This is a genomic window from Corynebacterium sp. 74A, assembly GCF_008930665.1.
Taxonomy (GTDB): Bacteria; Actinomycetota; Actinomycetes; order Mycobacteriales; family Mycobacteriaceae; genus Corynebacterium; species Corynebacterium megadyptis.
This window is the reverse complement of sequence record NZ_PQMG01000005.1, coordinates 87637-105540: the sequence shown is the minus strand read 5'-3', so window position 1 is coordinate 105540 and position 17904 is coordinate 87637. Positions and strand designations below refer to the sequence as shown.

At 64.0% G+C, this 17904-nt stretch carries 13 protein-coding genes; 6 read left to right on the top strand and 7 right to left on the bottom strand.

Features of this window, described 5'->3' with window-relative positions; translation table 11 throughout:
• Positions 1–3 precede the first annotated feature (3 nt).
• From GBB11_RS08490 to GBB11_RS08475, 4 genes are all read right to left on the bottom strand, one after another.
• Entirely contained in the window at positions 4–1311 is a 1308-nt protein-coding gene (locus tag GBB11_RS08490) for a YibE/F family protein (RefSeq protein ID WP_225979206.1), read from the bottom strand.
• 244 nt (positions 1312–1555) lie between these two features.
• Positions 1556–2824, bottom strand: a complete 1269-nt coding sequence (locus GBB11_RS08485) for a pyridoxal phosphate-dependent aminotransferase (RefSeq protein WP_151549625.1) — start codon at positions 2822–2824, stop codon at positions 1556–1558.
• Positions 2825–2928: 104 nt separating this feature from the next.
• Positions 2929–3513 carry an alpha/beta hydrolase gene (locus GBB11_RS08480; protein ID WP_151549624.1) on the bottom strand — a complete coding sequence of 195 codons (585 nt, stop codon included), beginning with the start codon at positions 3511–3513 and terminating at the stop codon, positions 2929–2931.
• Between the two features lie 27 nt (positions 3514–3540).
• Entirely contained in the window at positions 3541–6528 is a 2988-nt protein-coding gene (locus tag GBB11_RS08475; protein WP_151549623.1) for a (Fe-S)-binding protein, read from the bottom strand.
• Between the two features lie 177 nt (positions 6529–6705).
• On the opposite strand from GBB11_RS08475, the gene GBB11_RS08470 reads away from it, so the two are divergent.
• Both GBB11_RS08470 and GBB11_RS08465 read left to right on the top strand, forming a co-directional pair.
• On the top strand, positions 6706–7848 hold the full coding sequence (locus tag GBB11_RS08470; protein ID WP_151549622.1) for an alpha-amylase family glycosyl hydrolase: 1143 nt from the start codon (positions 6706–6708) through the stop codon (positions 7846–7848).
• Between the two features lie 89 nt (positions 7849–7937).
• Positions 7938–8522 (top strand): nucleosidase, encoded by a 585-nt coding sequence (locus GBB11_RS08465; RefSeq protein WP_151549621.1) that lies wholly within the window; start codon positions 7938–7940, stop codon positions 8520–8522.
• Positions 8523–8666: 144 nt separating this feature from the next.
• On the opposite strand, the gene GBB11_RS08460 is transcribed toward GBB11_RS08465, so the two are convergent.
• From GBB11_RS08460 to GBB11_RS08450, 3 genes are all read right to left on the bottom strand, one after another.
• Positions 8667–10103, bottom strand: coding sequence for an AI-2E family transporter (locus GBB11_RS08460; RefSeq protein ID WP_151549620.1), 1437 nt, complete (start codon positions 10101–10103; stop codon positions 8667–8669).
• A 351-nt stretch (positions 10104–10454) separates the two neighbouring features.
• Positions 10455–11900 (bottom strand): Na+/H+ antiporter family protein, encoded by a 1446-nt coding sequence (locus tag GBB11_RS08455; protein WP_151549619.1) that lies wholly within the window; start codon positions 11898–11900, stop codon positions 10455–10457.
• A 25-nt stretch (positions 11901–11925) separates the two neighbouring features.
• A complete protein-coding gene (locus tag GBB11_RS08450; RefSeq protein ID WP_225979204.1) occupies positions 11926–13146 on the bottom strand; it encodes a glycosyltransferase 87 family protein in 1221 nt (406 codons plus the stop codon).
• A gap of 463 nt (positions 13147–13609) precedes the next feature.
• Here GBB11_RS08450 and GBB11_RS08445 point away from each other — a divergent pair, with 463 nt between their 5' ends.
• The 4 genes from GBB11_RS08445 to GBB11_RS08430 are packed head-to-tail and all read left to right on the top strand — an operon-like array spanning position 13610 to position 17902.
• Complete coding sequence (locus tag GBB11_RS08445; protein WP_151549617.1) at positions 13610–15376, top strand: uroporphyrinogen-III synthase; 1767 nt, start codon at positions 13610–13612, stop codon at positions 15374–15376.
• 51 nt (positions 15377–15427) lie between these two features.
• Positions 15428–16468, top strand: a complete 1041-nt coding sequence (gene hemB / locus GBB11_RS08440; RefSeq protein ID WP_151549616.1) for a porphobilinogen synthase — start codon at positions 15428–15430, stop codon at positions 16466–16468.
• A gap of 38 nt (positions 16469–16506) precedes the next feature.
• Positions 16507–17355 (top strand): hypothetical protein, encoded by an 849-nt coding sequence (locus GBB11_RS08435; RefSeq protein ID WP_151549615.1) that lies wholly within the window; start codon positions 16507–16509, stop codon positions 17353–17355.
• 49 nt (positions 17356–17404) lie between these two features.
• Entirely contained in the window at positions 17405–17902 is a 498-nt protein-coding gene (locus GBB11_RS08430; protein ID WP_151549614.1) for a hypothetical protein, read from the top strand.
• Positions 17903–17904: the final 2 nt, after the last annotated feature.

Here is a 17904-nt window from a genome sequence, read left to right as displayed (position 1 = left end):
GCGCTAGGCGCTCGCGGCCTCCTCGGCGATAGTGTCCTGGTAGCCTCGGCTCTGCTCATCCTCGCGGTGCGGCCCCACTGTCAAGGCCGCAATGCCGGTGGTGATCGGCACCGCCAGGCAGAGGGCGAGGGCACCCACGGCAGAGCGCATGAGCTCGGTGGACATAATGTCCGAGGTGAGAGTGTTGCTCAGCGGGCGATCCGCCACAGAGAGCAACAGCAGCAGCGGCAGCGCCGCGCCGGTATAGGACAGCACTAGGGTGTAGACCATCGAGGCGATGTGGTCGCGCCCCACCCGCATAGCGGAGGTAAACACCTGCCATGGAGTGTTGCGCGGGTTGAGCTCATAGAGCTCGTTCACCGTGGAGGCTTGGGCAATGGTCACGTCATTGAGCACGCCCAATGCGCCGATGATGAAGCCGCACAACATCAACCCCGGAACCGTCACATCGGGCAGGTAGAGCTGAATCAGCAGATTGTCCTCATCGCCTAGGCCGCGAATACCGGTGGTACTAATCGCATAGCGGCCCAACAGCGCTGCTATGAGCAACGCCGTGAGGGTGCCACCCAAGGCGGCCGAGGATTTCCAGTTCAAACCGTGTACTAGGTAGATCACGATGAACAACACGAGCGAGCCGGTGACCACCGATAGCCACAGCGGATCACCGCCGCGCAGCAAGCTGGGCAGCAAGAACACGGCGATACCGGCCAAGGTCACGCCCAGACCCACCAGCGCCCGCATGCCGCGCCAGCCGCCGATAATCACAAAGCCGAGGGCGGTGAGAAGCGTCCAGAGGAGGATCGGGGTCCCGCGTTGAAAATCCGAGAATGCATACTGGGTGCCACCGGTGGGGGTGTTGTTAACCAGCATGCGAATCTGGTCGCCCACCTTAAGCGCCGGATCGCCAGGCAGATTATTGGTGATGAGTAATGTGCGCATCCCAGCGTCATCGCCGGAGGTGAGATCCACGATCGAGTGGGTACAGGTGTGGTTCGGTTCGACGGGGCGGGCGGAATCACGACTCGGCGCCCCAGGCGCCGCGGGGCCATTGGGTGCGGGTGGTGGCGCCGCGGGGGCGGCGGGAGCGGCCGCCGGGGCAGTTTCAAACACCTGCCCCGAGCCGGGCGAATCACACGCCCCCTCTTGGACCACGGCGACGGTGCCATCGACCTGCTTGTGTGCAAGCGGAACGGAGAGGCTGAACCCTTCAGCGATGCTCGGCTTCTCAGCGGAGGGCCAGAGCAGCACGGTGCCGATCACCGTCAATAGTGCAGTCAGCGCCAAAGCCCCAGCGAGGATCTTCTGTGCCATGCTGAACCGCGCCGTGCTACCGGCGCTGCTGGCTGATCGCTTGGATTCCGAATGCCGCGAGTGTCTGCCCATAGTTGAAAAGACTACCTTCCTGCCGTGCAGGAAATAACCCCGCACCAGTGCAGCGCGGCGTGGGCGGGGCCGCCCCGGTGAACAATCACCGACAGCAGCAACCCCGCCCATCCCGCGCGCGGCGGAGTGGACGGGGCGAGAGGCGACGCCGCGATAGGCGGCCGCCGCTACGTTACTGCTTATAGCTAGCGAGGAAGTTACCGAGGCGGTCGATCGCTTCCTCCAGCTCGCTGGGCCAGGGGAGAGTGACCACGCGGAAGTGATCGGGCTCCGGCCAGTTAAAGCCGGTGCCCTGCACCATCAGGATCTTCTCCTTGCGCAGCAGATCCAGCATCAACTTGGTGTCATCGTGAATGTCGTAGACATTGCGGTCGATCTTCGGGAACGCGTACAGCGCACCCATGGGCTTGACCACGGAGATACCGGGGATCTCGTTGAGCTTCTCATAGGCCACATTGCGCTGGCGCAGCAGCCGGCCGCCCTCCGCGGTGAGGGAGTAGATGGACTGCCGTCCGCCCAACGCCACCTGGATGGCGTGCTGGGCAGGCACATTCGGGCACAGGCGCGTTCCCGCCAGCAGGTCGAGGCCCTCGATGAAGCCCTCGGCGTGATCCTTCGGGCCGGTCAGCACCATCCAGCCGGCGCGATAGCCGGCCACGCGATAGGCCTTGGACAGGCCGTTGTAGGTGATACACAGCAGATCGGGGCACAAGGAGGCAATGGAGATGTGCTGAGCGTCCTCATAGAGAATGCGATCGTAGATCTCATCGGCCAGCACCAGCAGCTGGTGCTCGCGGGCGATGTCGGCGATCTTATTCAGTACCTCACGGGAGTACACCGCACCCGTGGGGTTATTCGGGTTGATCACCACGATCGCTTTGGTCTTCTCCGTGATCTTGGACTCGATATCCTCGATCGACGGCTGCCACTCGTTTTCCTCATCGCACAGATAGTGCACCGGGGTGCCGCCGGCGAGGGAGGTGGCGGCCGTCCACAGGGGATAATCCGGGGAGGGGATGAGCACCTCATCGCCATCATTCAACAGCGCCTGGGTGGTCATGGTGATCAGCTCGGAAACACCATTGCCCAAGTAGACATCGTCGACATCGAACTCGGGGAAACCGTGGATCATCTCATAGCGTGTCACGATCGCGCGGCGCGCCGGGATCACTCCCTTGGAGGTGGAATAGCCTTGGGCACTCGGCAGTGCGGCAATCATGTCGCGCATGATCACGTCCGGGGCTTCGAAACCGAACACAGCGGGGTTGCCGGTGTTCAGCTTCAGGATGCGGTGACCATCCATCTCGAGGCGCTCGGCCTCCGCCGCCACCGGACCGCGAATCTCATATAGGACGTTTTTGAGTTTCTCGGACTGGTCGAACTCGCGGCGTTTCACGTCGGGGCGACGCTCGTCGCGGGGCTGATGGGTGTCATTGCTCATTGTTCCATCATGCCACTGGCCTCCGGCGCAGGAAAGTGCTGCGGGGAATCTGTGGGGCAGAATCGCCGATGGTCACGGAGGGTGGCGTCGATAAGCGCTAGGGGTTAGGAACGGAACACGGCGTCGCGGATCTCGGGCACCTGAACCACGTTCTCACTATCACGGAAATGGCCGGCACCTGCGACGATGGTCGGTTCCACGCCGAGATGGGCGGCCACCTCATCGCTGGCTGCGGCGGGCACGAGGGAGTCATTATCGGAGCGAATCACCGCGATAGAGGCGACCCGGTCACGAATTTTCTCCCACTCCACCTCCTCACAGAAGGCACGGATCTCCGCAGGTGTGCCTTCATAGGGGCGGGCAAAGGGGGCAATAAGCACCAACGTCCCCAGCGACCACTCAGAGGTGTCGCGCGTGAGATAGCGCAGCGCCGTGATCCCGCCGAGGGAATGCGTCACCAGCCCCATCGAGGTATCGAGTTCCGGCAGCTGCCGGTCGAGCACATCCTGCCACTGGCTCGGCACGGGCGCATCGGGGGAGGGAAAAGCCACCGCATCCAGCACGGCGCCGCGCATGATCCCCTCCAGCTTCAGCCACTGAAACAAACGCTTCTGTGGCGAACTATGGAAACCGTGGAGGGCGTAGACAGAGCGGATAGGGGCTACCGGCTGGGCAGTTTCGAGCGACATAGCAACGACTGTACCCAGCCGCCTCGGCTATGTCTCCGTGCCGTCCTCGGAGTCGTCGCGCTGTGCGCTTGTCGACGCATCCCGGCCCGTCACCGGTTGTGGCACGGCGGGTGTGGGGGCGGCAGGCGCGGGCACCGCAGGCTGCGGGACAGCTGGTTGCGGAGTTGCTGGCTTCGGGGTTGCAGGCTTGGGTGTTGCGGCTTTGGGCACTGCAGCCTTCGGCGTGGCCGGCGTGGGCACCGCCGCTTGGGGCGTTGCCGCCTTGGGAGTAGCTGCCTTCGGCGTTGCAGGAGTCGGCGCCGCAGGTTTCGGAACTGCGGGCGCTGGCGCTGCTGCTTTCGGCGTCGCCGGTTGGGGTACTGCGGGTTGCGGAGTAGCTGCCTTGGGTGCTGCCGCTTGGGGTGTAGCTGCCCTGGGCACAGCAGGTTGAGGAGTTGCGGCCTTCGGTGTTGCAGGAGTCGGCGCCACAGGTTTCGGAACTGCGGGTGTTGGCGCTGCTGCTTGTGGCGTCGCCGGTTGGGGCACCGCCGGCTGGGGAGCCGCGGCCTTGGGTGCTGCTGCCTTCGGCGTTGCAGCCACCGGGGCTGCGGGTCGGGGCGCTGCTGGGGCTGCTGGGGTTGGCGCCGAGGGCTTCGGCACCGCGGGGGCGGGGACGGCTGCTTGGGGTGCCGCAGCCTGTGGGCTGGCCGCCTTCGGCGTCGCTGGAGTGGGCGCGGCGGGCCGTGCTGCCGGTGGAGTTGCAGCCTTGGGTGCCGCTGGGGTTGGCGCGGCAGGGATTGGGGTAGCCGGGGTCTTCCCCGCATCCTCGGCGGCGGGCGACTCAGGGCCGGGGATAGGTGCGTTCTTCGTAGCAGACCGCGGTGCGGCCACACGGGTGGGCCGCTCGAGGAAGGCCTTGGGTCGAGCGGGCGGCAGGGCACCGTCGATGGTGATGGAATCGCGCATCAGCTGGGCGACATCCTTGATCACGGGGGCGGTGGCCTGCTTGCTGGCGGTGGCTTTCACCCCGGCACCCAGCATGGTGTTACAGAAGGGGCAGCCCACAGCGATGGTCTCGGCGCCGGTAGCCACGGCCTCGGCCGCGCGGTTATCGCTGATGCGCTGGCCGATGTTTTCTTCCATGAACATGCGGGCGCCACCGGCGCCGCAGCAGAAGCCATCGTCCCGGTTGCGCGGCATCTCCCGTAGCTCCATACCGGTGGACGCGAGCAGCTCACGCGGCGGATCAAACACCTTATTATGGCGTCCCAAAAAGCAGGGGTCGTGGTAGGTGAGGGGGCGACGGTTCTCTGGGCCGCGGGGCACCGGGGTGATCAGCTTCTCGCGCACCAAGCGGTTGAGCAGCTGGGTGTGGTGGAACACGTCATAGTGGCCGTCGAAGTCCGGGTATTCATTGCGCAGAGTATTAAAGCAGTGGGCGCAGCTGGTGATGATCTTGCGCTGCCGCGGCGGCACACCATCAAACACCTGGTTGAGAGTGCTCACATTCTGCTCGGCGAGCGTCTGGAAGAGCAGCTCATTGCCGGCGCGGCGCGCCGGGTCGCCGGTGCAGGTTTCGTCCTGGGCGAGCACCGCGAACTTCACCCCGGCCGTATGCAGCAGTTCCACAATGGCGCGCGAGGTTGCCACACCGTCCTCGTCGAGGGAGCCGGCGCAGCCCACCCACAGCAGGTATTCGGTGTCGGAAAAGTCGGCGACGTCCTCGCCAAAGATCGGCACCTCGATGCCGTCCTTGCGGGCGCGCTCAATCCACGCACGACGATCGCGGGAGTTGCGCCCCCACGGGTTGCCCTTGTTCTCCAGGTTCTTAAACAGTCCCGTCAGCTCGGAGGGGAAGGCGGATTCTTCGAGCACCTGGTAGCGGCGCAGGTTGGCCACGTGGTCGATGTGCTCAATATCCACGGGGCACTGCTCAACGCAGGCGCCACAGTTGGTGCACGACCACAGCACATCCTCAGTCACCGCCTGGTTGGCGCCGACGAGCTTCAGCACATCCACGCCGTCGTGGCTGTCCTCTGGGGTGAGATCTGCGTGGAGGGCGGCGTCGCGAAGCGACATCATGAGTAGCTTCGGCGAGAGGGGCTTCTCGGTGTTCCACGCGGGGCACACCGCCTGGCAGCGGCCGCATTCGGTGCAGGTGGCCGAATCGAGCAGCATCTTCCACGAGGCATCGCCGACGGTGCCGGTGCCGAGGCAGGCAGGCTCACTCTGCTCGAGATCGGCGAGCCGGAGAGGGCGCGGACCATCCATCAGGGGGCTGAGCGCGCCAAGGGAGGGACTGCCGTCGTAGTTGCGGGTAAAGAAAAGGTTGAAGAACGCGAGGATGCGGTGCCAGGACACGCCCCAATGCAGGTTGCGTCCCACCACGATCAGCCACGTCATGCCGGTGAGCAGCTTGAACAGGGCGAAACCGCTGACCATGAGCGGTGCGGCCGGCAGTAGCTGGGATAGGGGACCGGTCACCCAGTCTGTCCACGGCGAATAGCCGCCATAGGTAGCGATGGCGCCGGCCTTGACCAGCAGAATACCGAGGCCTTCGAGGAAGACCACTGCCTCCACGAAATGCGCGGCGGTGGCGTTCGAGCCATAGAAACGATCGACGCGGTTCGCGCGGCCCACGCGCAGGCGAGTGATGAACAGAAAGAGAATGCCCACGACCGTGCCCAGCCCGAGGACTTCCTCGAGCAGCCGGTAGACGCGCAGCTCATGCAGCCACGGCCAGCCGCCGGCGGGATTGAAGGTTTGGATATAGGCCTCAAACCAGACCACCACACCAAATAAGAACCCCACCATCACCAGCCAGTGGGCAATCGCCACTGCGGGTTTGGGCATCATTTCGCCGTGCCCGAACACCTTGCGCAGCACCTGGAAGGCACGGCTAAAGGGGCGATCGGTGCGAGTGGTGGTGGGCGTGCCCTGGGAGACGAAGCGGACAATGCGCCAGCACCCGTGCAGAAATACCGCCCATGCGGGCAATGACAGCACGACGCCCGCAATCCCCAAAAGGGTAGTCATGGTTGTTTCCCGTTCAGCTTCGGCAGTAGTCCCTCGCATTTTAGCTTTAGGACGCCGCCATGCGGTTGTCAGCACTGCCTAAGCGATACGCCCAGACTCGGCGGGAGAACTCACTAAGCTGGAAGGAGGAAACACCACGACAGCGATGTCACTAGCGAAGGATCCAGAGAAAAAACGATGCCCAACATTATTTGGCAGATTTATCCACTCGGCTTCACCGGCGCCCCCGTGCGCCCCAGCGAGGGAGAGCGCGAGACCACCCCGCGGCTGCGCCATATCTGTAATTGGCTGGACTATGCCGCCGAGATCGGCGCGGACACCATTCTGCTTAACCCGATCTTCGAATCCGCCACCCACGGCTATGACACCATCGACCATCTGCAGATAGATACTCGCCTCGGCACGGATGAGGACTTCGATCACCTAGTGAAGGTGTGCCGCGAGAAGAACCTTGAGCTGGTGCTCGACGGGGTGTTTAACCACGTCGCTGAAAGCCACGAGTTGGCCACCGCGGGGCATGTCAGCGGCGGCGACTTTGAAGGACACGGCGATCTGCTGGAGCTGGACCACTCCTCCTCCGAGGTGGAGGACTATGTGGTGGATGTGATGTGCCACTGGCTCGAGCGCGGCATCTCTGGGTGGCGCCTCGACGCCGTGTATGCCACCGATCCGGAGTTCTTTGCCCGCGTCACCACCCGGGTGCGTGAGCGTTTCCCGCACGCGTGGTTTGTGGGCGAGATGATTCACGGCGACTACAACGACTATGTGGCCAAGGCGCATCTGGACTCCATTACCCAATACGAGCTGTGGAAAGCCATCTGGAGCTCCATCAAGGATCGGAATTTCTACGAGCTGGAGTGGACGCTGAAACGCAACGCCGAGCTCAACTTCACCCCGATGACCTTCGTGGGCAATCACGACACCACCCGCATCGCCAGCCAGGTGGGGGAGCACGGTGCCGCTATCGCCGCTGTGTTGCTCTACACCCTGCCGGGTATACCCGCCATCTACTACGGCGATGAACAGGGCTTTACCGGGGTGAAAGAGGAACGAGTCGGCGGCGACGATTCCGTGCGGCCCACCTTCCCCGGCTCCCCGGAGGAGCTACACGAGATCGGGAAGTGGATGTATGCGCTGCATGAGCAGCTAGGGCGGCGTCGACAAGCCCAGCCCTGGATCAAGGACGCCCAGGTAGAGATCACCGATATCGACAACGCGGTGCTCGCCTATCGGGTATTTGATGAGAACAACAGCATGAACGTGCGCGTGGAGCTGGACCCGCCGCGGGCAGAGATCGATGGCGAATCTGTGGGGCTCTAGTCGCGGCTCGATACAGGGCTAGTCGGGCACGGCCGCGGCAGGTAGTAGTCCCACGGTGCTCATCGCGGTTCTTGCTAGACTCCAACTCTATGACGCACATCGTAGAGTCTCGGCCCCTCATCGTTTCCGCAACGAAAGAGGAGGCCGCCTATCTGCCCGAGGATGTGCCGGTACTGATCACCGGCATCGGCACCCTCGCCGCCGCAATCAAGCTCACCGCCCTGTTGGCCGAGGCCCGAGCCGAAGGGCGCACCCCCTCGCACATCATCAATATCGGCACCGCGGGCGGCCTCAAGGACGGCGTCTCTGGTGTATTCGAGATCGCCACGGTGTTCAAGCATGATCTCGACCGCGATGTCTTTGAAGACGCCACCGGCCGCGGCTGGGGCGAGCCCTATGAGCTGAAGAAGGTTGGCCCGCTGCCCGCGGCGGGGCTGGCCACCGGCGATAGCTTTATTCGCGACTCCGAGACGCGCGCCCGGCTGGGCCACTATGCCGAGCTGGTCGATATGGAGGGCGTCGCCTTTGTGGAGGTAGCGCGTTTCTTCGATATTCCGATCACCCTGATCAAGCAGGTCAGCGACTCCGCAGACGAGAATGCTGCCACCACATGGTTCGACGTGGTCGATCACAGCGCCAAGGAGATCGCCGCCGTGGTGGGGGAGTATCTCTAACAAGCCACGGCCAGCAGAATAAGGCCCTCGTGGCCTAGCCCAAGCGCGGGGCGTCCTGCTCGAGGGACACCTGCGCGGTGGCGCCCGAAAAAGCACCGCCGGAGAGTACGTTTCCGGCGGTGCTGTGCTGTGTAACGAGGGGGGTTAGTCCTCGTCGTCCTGGCTCTTCTTTGCATCCTTGGTGGACTGCAAGGAGCTTTCCTTGCGGGTGCCCAAGGCCAGCATCTTCTGCCGGATGGTCTCGAAGCTTTGCAGGCCTTCCGATGATTGATCGCCCTTGGCGGTGGCGATCTCAATATCGTCGGCGGTGATCTCGCCGGCGCGCAGCGCCACCAGATCAGAGTGATAGCGCAGCCAGACCGCGAGGGTGGCTGCTACCGGTACGGCCAAGAAGGCGCCAATTATGCCGAAGAGGGTAGAGCCCACGGTCACCGACAGCAGCACGATCACGGGGTGCAGGTTCATGGCCTTGGACTGCAGGATCGGGGAGAGCACATTGCCCTCCAGCTGCTGCACGATGAGGATCAGCGCCAGCACGGCAATGGCCGTGCCCACGCCATTGGACACCAGCGCAATCAGCACCGCGATCGTGCCGGCAGAGATCGCACCCACGATGGGGATGAAGCCGGCGAAGAAGGTGATGGTGGCCAAGGCCAGGGCTAGCGGCACCTGCAGAATGAGCAGGCCGGCGCCGATGAGCACGGCATCCACCAGCGACACGATGGCCTGGGCGCGGATGAAGCCTGCGAGGGTATTCCAAGTGCGGGTGAGCACCTCGCTCAAGTGCCAGCCGGCGTTGTGCCCAGCATAGCGGCGAACGAAAGGTAGGAAACCGGTGCCGTCCTTGAGGAAGAAGAAGGTGAGCACGAGCATCACCACGAAGGTGACCGCGATAGAGGAGGCGGCAGACAATCCGCTGAACACGCCCGAGGTGATCTGGCTGGACTGCTGCTGCAGCCGCGAGGTCACCTGGTCTATCAGCCCATTGAATTGCTCCAGCCGCAGATTCAGCGGCGGGCCCTGGACCCAGTCGATGAGCTGATCCGCGCCGCGGCGGGCCTCTTTCCACAGCACTTGGCTTTGCGACGTAATGCTCGGGGCGATGGCAGCAATAACCCCACCGAAGACCGCAAAGAAGCCCAGAATTACCAGCAGCGCGGACAGCCCAGCGGGAACCTTTTTGCTGCGAAGCCAGCGCACCGGCGGCCACAGCACTGTACAGAGGAGGATAGCCAAGAGGATCGGGAGCAAACCGACCCAGATTTTGGCCAGACCGAACCACAGCAGGGTAGCGGCAATCACAAGAATGACAAAGCGCAGGGCCCATCCGGCCAGCCAGCGGCCATCCGAGCCGAGAATCGCGCCGCGATCGACCTCGTCGCTGGATTCCTCGCCGCCCTCGCTCAGCGGTGCGGGACCGGGATTAGCCGCCGAAGTATCGCTGGCGCGCTCTGTGGCCGTGGAGCCAGAGTGGTCGGACTGCGCCGCCTCTGCTTGAGTGGCCGCGTGGCGCGGGCGATGATCCACATCGTGGAAGGTGTCGGTGGCCTCGTCGAGGCCATCGTAGGGCTTATCGTTCATTCCATCTCTTTCGCAGTGGGACGCGACATCGGACATAAAGGCCATTCACGCGCGCTAGAAAACCGAGCGCGGATATCGCGTTAAGGGAATAAAAAGGCTGCTCAGAGTAATCACAGGGCGTTCCATGTGCTGGGAATGGGAGCAGCGTAAGACACATTCTATGGACTAGGCCAGCACAATGCTAAATGGAGCGAGCAGTACGAGTTAGGGTGCGAGCCAGTGTGGGCGGGGCCGAGGGCCCGCTGTGGAGCGCCGTCGAGCGCTGCGGAGATAACACATGCCCCGCCACAGCCTGTCCCGAGCAGGTGGCAGGTGATGGCGGGGCTGAATGGTCGAGGCGAAAAGCCTGGACTAGAGGATCATCGCCGCGATCCAGCCTGCGGCCATGAGCGGCAGGTTGAAGTGTAGGAAGGTGGGGATCACCGAGTCGCGGATGTGATCGTGCTGGCCATCGGCGTTCAAACCGGCCGTGGGACCGAGGGTGGAGTCCGAGGCGGGCGAACCGGCATCACCCAGCGCACCGGCGGTGCCGATGATGGCCACCGTGGCCAGCGGCGAGAAGCCCAGCTCCATACACAGCGGGACGTAGATGGTGGCGATAATCGGCAGGGTAGAGAAGGAGGAGCCGATACCCATGGTGACCACCAGGCCCACGGCCAGCATGACGAGCGCGGCGACGCCTTGGTTGCTGCCGAAGGCGTTGGTGGCGTCTTCCACCAGGGTGGTCACGTGCCCAGTTTCCTTCATAACCGCGGCAAAGCCTTGGGCGGAGATCATGATGAAGCCGATGATGGCCATCATCTTCATACCATCGGTAAAGACATCATCGGCCTCATTCCACTTCACCGCGCCGGTGATGAGGATGATGGACAGGCCCACCAAGGCTCCCACCAGCAGGGAGTTGGATTCGGCGCCCATGGCCTGCATGACTACCTGGATGGCAAAGGTGGCCACGATAGCGATGAGGGCCACGATGATCTGATAGGTGCTGGCCCGCGGGGTGGTGGCGGATTCCACCTCTACCTCAGTGACGGCGGGTGCCGCCGTGGAGCCGGTGGCCGGGGTGGACGGCTGGGTGCGGGTTTCTGCAGGGCGGGAGGTGTCCTCGCCAAGAACCGGCAGATCCTCGTAGTGGCGGCGGCCGCGGTAGCTGATAAAGAGGGCGATGAGCAGACCGATGAGCATGCCGAGCGCCGGGATGCCCATGGCTTGCATGATATTGATCCCCGAGGTGTCCATGCCGGCGTCTTGAATATTGCCCAGCAGGATGTCATTGAGGAAGATATTGCCGAAGCCCACCGGCAGGAACATGTAGGTGGTGACGAGGCCGAAGGTCAGCGTGGTCGCCACCGCGCGACGGTCCAAGCCGATGCGGTTGAACACGGTGAGCAGCGGCGGGATGAGCAGCGGAATAAAGGCGATGTGCACCGGGATGAGGTTCTGCGACATCACCGCCATGGCGAAGATACCGAGGATCAGCGCCCACTTGGTGGTGGCTTCTGCACGCTCAGAGGCCTCGCCGGCCGAGCGATCCATTTTCGTGATGATCCAGTCCGCCAACATCTTGGGCAGACCGGTGCTGGCGATGGCCATGGCGAAGGCGCCGAGCAGCGCATAGCTGAGCGCGATACTGGCGCCGCCTGCCAGACCGTCCTGGAAGGCGAGCATGGTGCCATCGACCCCCAGACCACCAATCAGTCCACCGACGAGGGCGCCGATGAAGAGGGCAAGCACGACATGGACGCGGCTGACAGCCAAGACCAGCATGACGATGACCGCAACTAATACTGCATTCACGCGACTGATCTTAGAGTAGCGTTATCTATTTCTTAGGATTCACCCCTTGATGGGGCACGGGCGTGACGGGCGTCTCCTCCGCGCTGTGGCTTTCTTGGACTAGAGGCCGGTAGAGCACCCACAACACCGCGATGCAGGCCACGCTCCACCACAGGTAGCTATTGCCCACCACGTGCCAGAAGAGGTTCCACTCCCCGCCGAACTCGGGGATGGGAGTAAAAGCCTTCGGGTCCAGCAGGAAGCAGAAGAATCCCACAGCGGCAAAGACTTTCCAGACAACGCGCATCCGGCTGCTGAAGCTATCGCCGGTGGCGGGATGCGTCACCCGCAGGGTCACGGCGATAACCAGTAGCGGAATCCATACCCAGTGGTGGGTCCAGGACACTGGGCTGGCCAGCAGCGCGATGAAGCTATTGGCCGCCAAGGCTTCGAAGGGGGCCTGGGCGCGGAAGAGTCGCACCATCAGTGCGGCCACCACGGCGATGGTGATGAGGGCAAGTAGCAGCCACAGCGTGGAGCCGGAGTTGTCATCGCGCAGCCCCGCCCGCCACAACGCACCGTTGAAGGACTGGTTGGCGGGAAAATCCATGTTGCCGATGCGCCCCGTGGAGGCGAGCGTATCCAGCCAGTAGGTGCGCGAATCCTGCGGCAGAATCACCCACGCAATCCCCGTAAGCCCCAGGGTGCCGGCCCCCATGCGCAGAATCGACGCCCAGTCGCGCTGCAGCAAAAACCAGAGGCCAAAGACCGCTGGGGTGAGCTTGATGGCCACGGCGGCGCCGGTGAGCACGCCGCGCCAGCGCCGTGGCAGAACCATGGTGTCCACGATGATCAGCGCGATGAGGAAAATATTGATCTGCCCGTAGACCACGGTGGACCAGATGGGGCCGATCGGCACCAGCGCTGCCGTGGTGGCGAGCGCGAGCCACGATCCGGTGGAGGAATCCACGGCGGCGAAGCGGGTGAGGATCAGCCGCGTCAGCGCGAAGAGCACGGCCACATTGGCGAGGGTGATACACAGCGACGCCACCGTGTGCGAACCGAAGGTGAGCGGCACAAAGAGCAGCGCCGAGATCGGCGGATAGGTGAAGGGCAACACCACATCTGGGGTGATCTGAAACGCCCCGCTATACAGCTCCTGGCCGTCGAGCACCCGCTGGGCGCCCACACGGTAGACCTCCATGTCCACGCGATAGCGCAGGCCGTGGCCATTATAAAAGGCATAGATGAGGGACGCGGCCATCATCAGTACGAAGACCACCTTGTGCCATCGCGAAAAAGAGATATGGCGAGGTGTGCCCGACGCGGCTGTGGCGGAGAGCGCGCCGCGATCGGCAGGGCTAAGGGCGGGGAGCATCGGCAACGAACCTTCAGGGATGTCACGAATTACGACTGAGCCCTTATATTAAGCCACATCGATAGCTTCGAGGTATGGCTTGTGAGTAAGCAGGGCGGCGTCGATAAGCGTCGGCGGGATCACTGGCACAGAGGGGACCCCAGTACATGGGTTCGTGGGTGGGCGTGGTATAAGGCGATTTTTCACAGGCCGATTCATGCTCTACCCTTTACCTAGCATGTGGACGAACCTCTTCGCCGATAAGGACCGCGTATTTTCCAGGCCCGCGAACGGTCGAAGGGGTTATTTCACGTCCCACGACGTATACCTTGTGATCCCACCCCCATCCGCCGCGCCAAAAGAAAAGAAGTAGATGACAGCTCAGGACTTGCAGGCCGACGATCGCGCTAGTGAGCAGACCCGCGTTAGCGAGCCTGCTGCTGGGGTGAACGGTGCGACCGTTCTTTTTGTTGGGGCTGGCCCCGGCAACCCCGAGCTGCTCACCGTGCGGGCGCGCGATGTGCTGAGCCACACCGTCTACGCCTTGGTTGATGAGGTGGTGCTGCCGGGCGTGCGCGATATTGTGGGGCAGTCGCTGAGCGTGCCGCAGGCCAAGATTGATCAGTGGAATGCTGATTATGAGGCCGCCTGCGCCGCCGCGAAGGCCAAGGGGGCGCGCCGCAAGCCGCCGAAGCCGCCGCAGCCTGGGGCAGGGGAGATCACCGAGGTCACCGCTATTATCGACGCCGCCTCGCAGGAGGATTCGGCCGCCGAGCCCAGTGTGCACGCTAGTGTGGATTGGCTCGAGGAGAAGGTGCGCCAGGGCCATGACGTGATCCGGCTCGTGGCCGGCAATCCGCTGTCTAATGATCACACCCTGCGGGAGATCAACGAGGTCTCGCACCGCGGCATCGAATTCCAGGTAGTGCCAGGCATGTCACTGCCGGCGACCGTGCCTTCCTTCGCCGGCATTGCCACGGGATCGACCTATACCGAAACCGATGTGGCCGCCACCGATGTGGACTGGGATCAGCTGGCCGAGGCGCCGCAGCCGCTGGTACTCACCGCCACCCAAGACGATCTGGCCACCATCGCCGCCGAGCTGAGCGAACGCGGCATGGCCGCCAACACCCCAGTATCGGTGACGGTGCACGGCACCACCCGCCTGCAGCGCACCCACGACACCCAGCTGAACACGCTTGGCAAGCTCAACGGGGAATTCCCCGGCCAGCTGGTGGTCACGATCGGGCGCGGCGTGGATGCCCGCTCGAAATACTCCTGGTGGGAGACCCGCCCGCTCTACGGATGGCGCGTGCTGGTGCCGCGGGCGAAGGCGCAGGCCGCGGACATGTCCACCCGCCTGGCCAGCCACGGCGCTATCCCCCAAGAAGTGCCCACCATCTCGCTGGAGCCGCCGCGCAACCCTGCCCAGATGGAGCGCGCCATCAAGGGCATTGTGGAGGGGCGCTACCAGTGGATCGTGCTCACCAGCGTCAATGCCGTGGACGCGCTGTGGTCGAAGCTGCAAGAGTTCGGCCTCGATGCCCGCGATCTCGCCGGGGTGCGCATCGCCGCGGTGGGGAAAAAGACCGCAGCCGCCATCCGCGTCTGGGGTATTAGCCCCGAGCTGATGCCGCACGAGAAGCACCAGAACGCCCATGGCTTGGTGGAGGTATTCCCCGAGTATGACGAGGACCTCGACCCCGTAGGTCGGGTGCTGCTGCCGCGCGCCGACATCGCCACCGATGTGCTGGTCGATGGCCTCAAGGCCAAGTTCTGGGACGTTGATGATGTGGTGGCCTACCGCACCGTGCGGGCCGCCCCGCCCTCGGCGGAGATCCGCGACATGATCAAAACGGGCGGCTTCGATGCCGTGTGCTTCACCTCCTCGTCCACCGTGCGCAATCTCGTCGGAATCGCTGGTAAGCCGCATCAGCGCACCATCATTGCCTGCATTGGTCCGATGGCGGCCGCCACCGCTAAGGAGCTGGGGCTGCGCGTGGATGTGGTGCCGGAGGAAGCGAGCGTGCACAACGTAGTGGATGCCCTGGCCGATCACGTCGCCCAGTTGCGGGCCACTGACCAGCTGCCGCCGCCGCGAAAGAAGCGACGCAGCCGGAAGAAAGCAACGAAGAAGTAGACAAGCGCGCGGGTGGTCCCCCGCGCGCTGTCGCGCGTTAAGGTAGGAAGCATGTCTGAGTTTTCCGAGAATACTGCTGGGGCCCGCGACGCACACTACGATGCCGGACTGCTCCGCCGTCCGCGCCGTCTGCGCAGCTCATCGGCTATGCGTGAGCTTGTGGCCGAGACCCGCTTGCACCCGAGTGATCTGATCTTGCCGATGTTTATCGCCGATAAGATCGACGCGCCGAATGAAATTTCTTCCATGCCGGGGGTGTACCAGCACACGGAAAACTCCCTGCTGCACGCCGTCGAGGACGCCGCCGAGGCGGGGGTGCGCTGCATCGACCTCTTCGGTGTCCCGGTGGAGGACAGCAAAGACCATAACGGCTCGCAGAGCTGGGCCGAGGACGGCATCCTCAACCGCGGAGTGCGGGCAGTGCGGGAGCGCTTCGGCGACGATGTGCTGGTCATGGCCGATACCTGCCTCGATGAGTTCACCGATCACGGCCACTGTGGGGTGCTCACCACTGATCGCTTCGGCGCCACCGTGGTGGATAATGACGCCACCCTGCCCTGCTATCAGCGCATGGCCGTGGCCCAAGCCGAGGCGGGCGCCCACATTGTGAGCCCCTCCGGCATGATGGATGGCCAAATTTCCGCCATCCGCGCGGCCCTTGATGCCGCCGGCTTCCAGGACGTGGCCATCATGGCCTACTCCGCCAAATACGCCTCCGCCTTCTTCGGCCCCTTCCGCGACGCCGTGGGTTCTTCCCTGCAGGGGGATCGCCGCACCTATCAGCAGGATCCCGCGAACTTCCGCGAATCCCTGCTGGAGGTGGATCTGGATGTGGCAGAAGGCGCCGACTTCGTGATGGTCAAGCCCGCCCTGCCCTATCTGGATGTGCTGGCCGCCGTCAAGGAACGCGTGGAGGTGCCCGTGGCCGCCTACCAGGTCTCTGGCGAGTACTCCATGATTCACGCCGCCGCCCGCAATGGCTGGATTGATCTTGACGCCGTGATGATGGAATCCGCCCTGTCCATTAAGCGCGCCGGCGCCGACCAGATTCTCACCTACTTTGCCGTGGACCTCGCCCGCCGATGCGGCTAAAGGCGAGACCAGACACCCTAGAGCCAGATAGGTCAGCTGTGCACAACCACACCCCAGCACCACCACCCAGCAGCCCCGGCGGGATGGGCGGCCAGCCTGCACCTGGCGGCCAGCCTGCTCCTGGCGGCCAGCCTGTCCCCGATGCGCCGCCGCCGGAGCGCCCCAGCGGACTCGGTGAGCCGGAGCGCCAGCTGCAGCCGCCGCAGCCGGAGCGCCCTGGTGATCGCAGCCCGCGCACCCCGCGCCGCGGCCCCTCGCGTCCCTGGGATGCGAAGCCGGACCCCCAGCCCTCCCACGGGCCTGCAGGGCCAGGTAGCGATCAGCGCCAGCAGCCACCACGGGGCGGGCGCCGCACCGAGCCTGAATCGAAGGAGCGGCCGGAATCGATCGATCTTGCCGTCAAGGTGTGGTGGGTGCTGATTTTCGCCGAGGTGCTGCGGCATGTGGTGCTGGTGCTCACCACCGCCATGAACCCCCGCGAGGTCGCCTCCCAGGTGATCGCCACCATGGACTCGGAGCAAGTATCCCAGCTGGAGAACCTGGGGGATACCGCCCTGAATCTGGCGGTGATCGGCTACTACGTGGGCATCATGCTCTTCGCCTTCGCGATCTTGGCCATTGTCGCGTGGATGGTGAATGTGATCGCCCGCGCTCGGGAGAAGGCGCCCAGCGCGAAGCGGCTACTCACCTTCTTTGGCATCTACTTCACCATTCGGGCGCTGTTCGTGTTCTTCTCTCCGCCGCCGATGTCCGATCCGAACTCGGTGCAATTCCTCATCGACGGCTCCCTGCAAATTGTGGTGGGCGTGGCAGCAGTCTTGGGCCTGGTGTTTTTCTCCCGCCCCGAGTCGAAGACGTGGATCGAGCCCGCAGAGACCCAGCGCTAGCGGTCCCGCCGCTGCTTCGCCCTACCCCTTGCTGTTGAAGGATATCGCCATGATTCACCCCGCCTCGGCCCCGCAGCCTACAGCCCCCGCCAGTATTCGGGTGGGATTTTTCCTCCTGCTCGCCGGGGCGGCGCTTATGATCCTCGCCGGGCTGGTGGTCACCACCGCCGGCTATCAGGGGGATCCCGCCGCGCCGCTGGAGTTCCAAGACAGCGTGGTGCGTAATCAACGCATCGTCGGCTTCTTTAATATGGTGTTAGGGCTGGTGATAGCGGGCCTCGCCGCGCAGCTGCACTCCGGCTCCGCCCGCTCGCGCCGCATCCTTCTGCTCGTGCTAGCCATCGTCATCGTGCTCGACGTGATGGCCTTCGTTTTCCGCTTCGTCGGGCTGTCCTTCGGGCTGATACCCATGGTCTTGGCGCTCGGTGGGCTGGCCATCTTCCGCCCCACGGCGAATGACTATGTGGCCGCCTGCGGCGCGTGGCGGAAAAAGCGTGCCCAGAATACTCATCCCGAGTCCGCCCCTGATCGCGAGAGCGAGGAGTAAAC

Excerpts from the sequence above, each read along its gene's own strand:
- GBB11_RS08490 (WP_225979206.1), bottom strand. The coding sequence starts at position 1,311 with ATGGCACAGAAGATCCTCGCTGGGGCTTTGGCGCTGACTGCACTATTG.
- GBB11_RS08485 (WP_151549625.1), bottom strand. The coding sequence starts at position 2,824 with ATGAGCAATGACACCCATCAGCCCCGCGACGAGCGTCGCCCCGACGTG.
- GBB11_RS08480 (WP_151549624.1), bottom strand. The coding sequence starts at position 3,513 with ATGTCGCTCGAAACTGCCCAGCCGGTAGCCCCTATCCGCTCTGTCTAC.
- GBB11_RS08475 (WP_151549623.1), bottom strand. The coding sequence starts at position 6,528 with ATGACTACCCTTTTGGGGATTGCGGGCGTCGTGCTGTCATTGCCCGCA.
- GBB11_RS08470 (WP_151549622.1), top strand. The coding sequence starts at position 6,706 with ATGCCCAACATTATTTGGCAGATTTATCCACTCGGCTTCACCGGCGCC.
- GBB11_RS08465 (WP_151549621.1), top strand. The coding sequence starts at position 7,938 with ATGACGCACATCGTAGAGTCTCGGCCCCTCATCGTTTCCGCAACGAAA.
- GBB11_RS08460 (WP_151549620.1), bottom strand. The coding sequence starts at position 10,103 with ATGAACGATAAGCCCTACGATGGCCTCGACGAGGCCACCGACACCTTC.
- GBB11_RS08450 (WP_225979204.1), bottom strand. The coding sequence starts at position 13,146 with ATGATGGCCGCGTCCCTCATCTATGCCTTTTATAATGGCCACGGCCTG.
- GBB11_RS08445 (WP_151549617.1), top strand. The coding sequence starts at position 13,610 with ATGACAGCTCAGGACTTGCAGGCCGACGATCGCGCTAGTGAGCAGACC.
- hemB (WP_151549616.1), top strand. The coding sequence starts at position 15,428 with ATGTCTGAGTTTTCCGAGAATACTGCTGGGGCCCGCGACGCACACTAC.
- GBB11_RS08430 (WP_151549614.1), top strand. The coding sequence starts at position 17,405 with ATGATTCACCCCGCCTCGGCCCCGCAGCCTACAGCCCCCGCCAGTATT.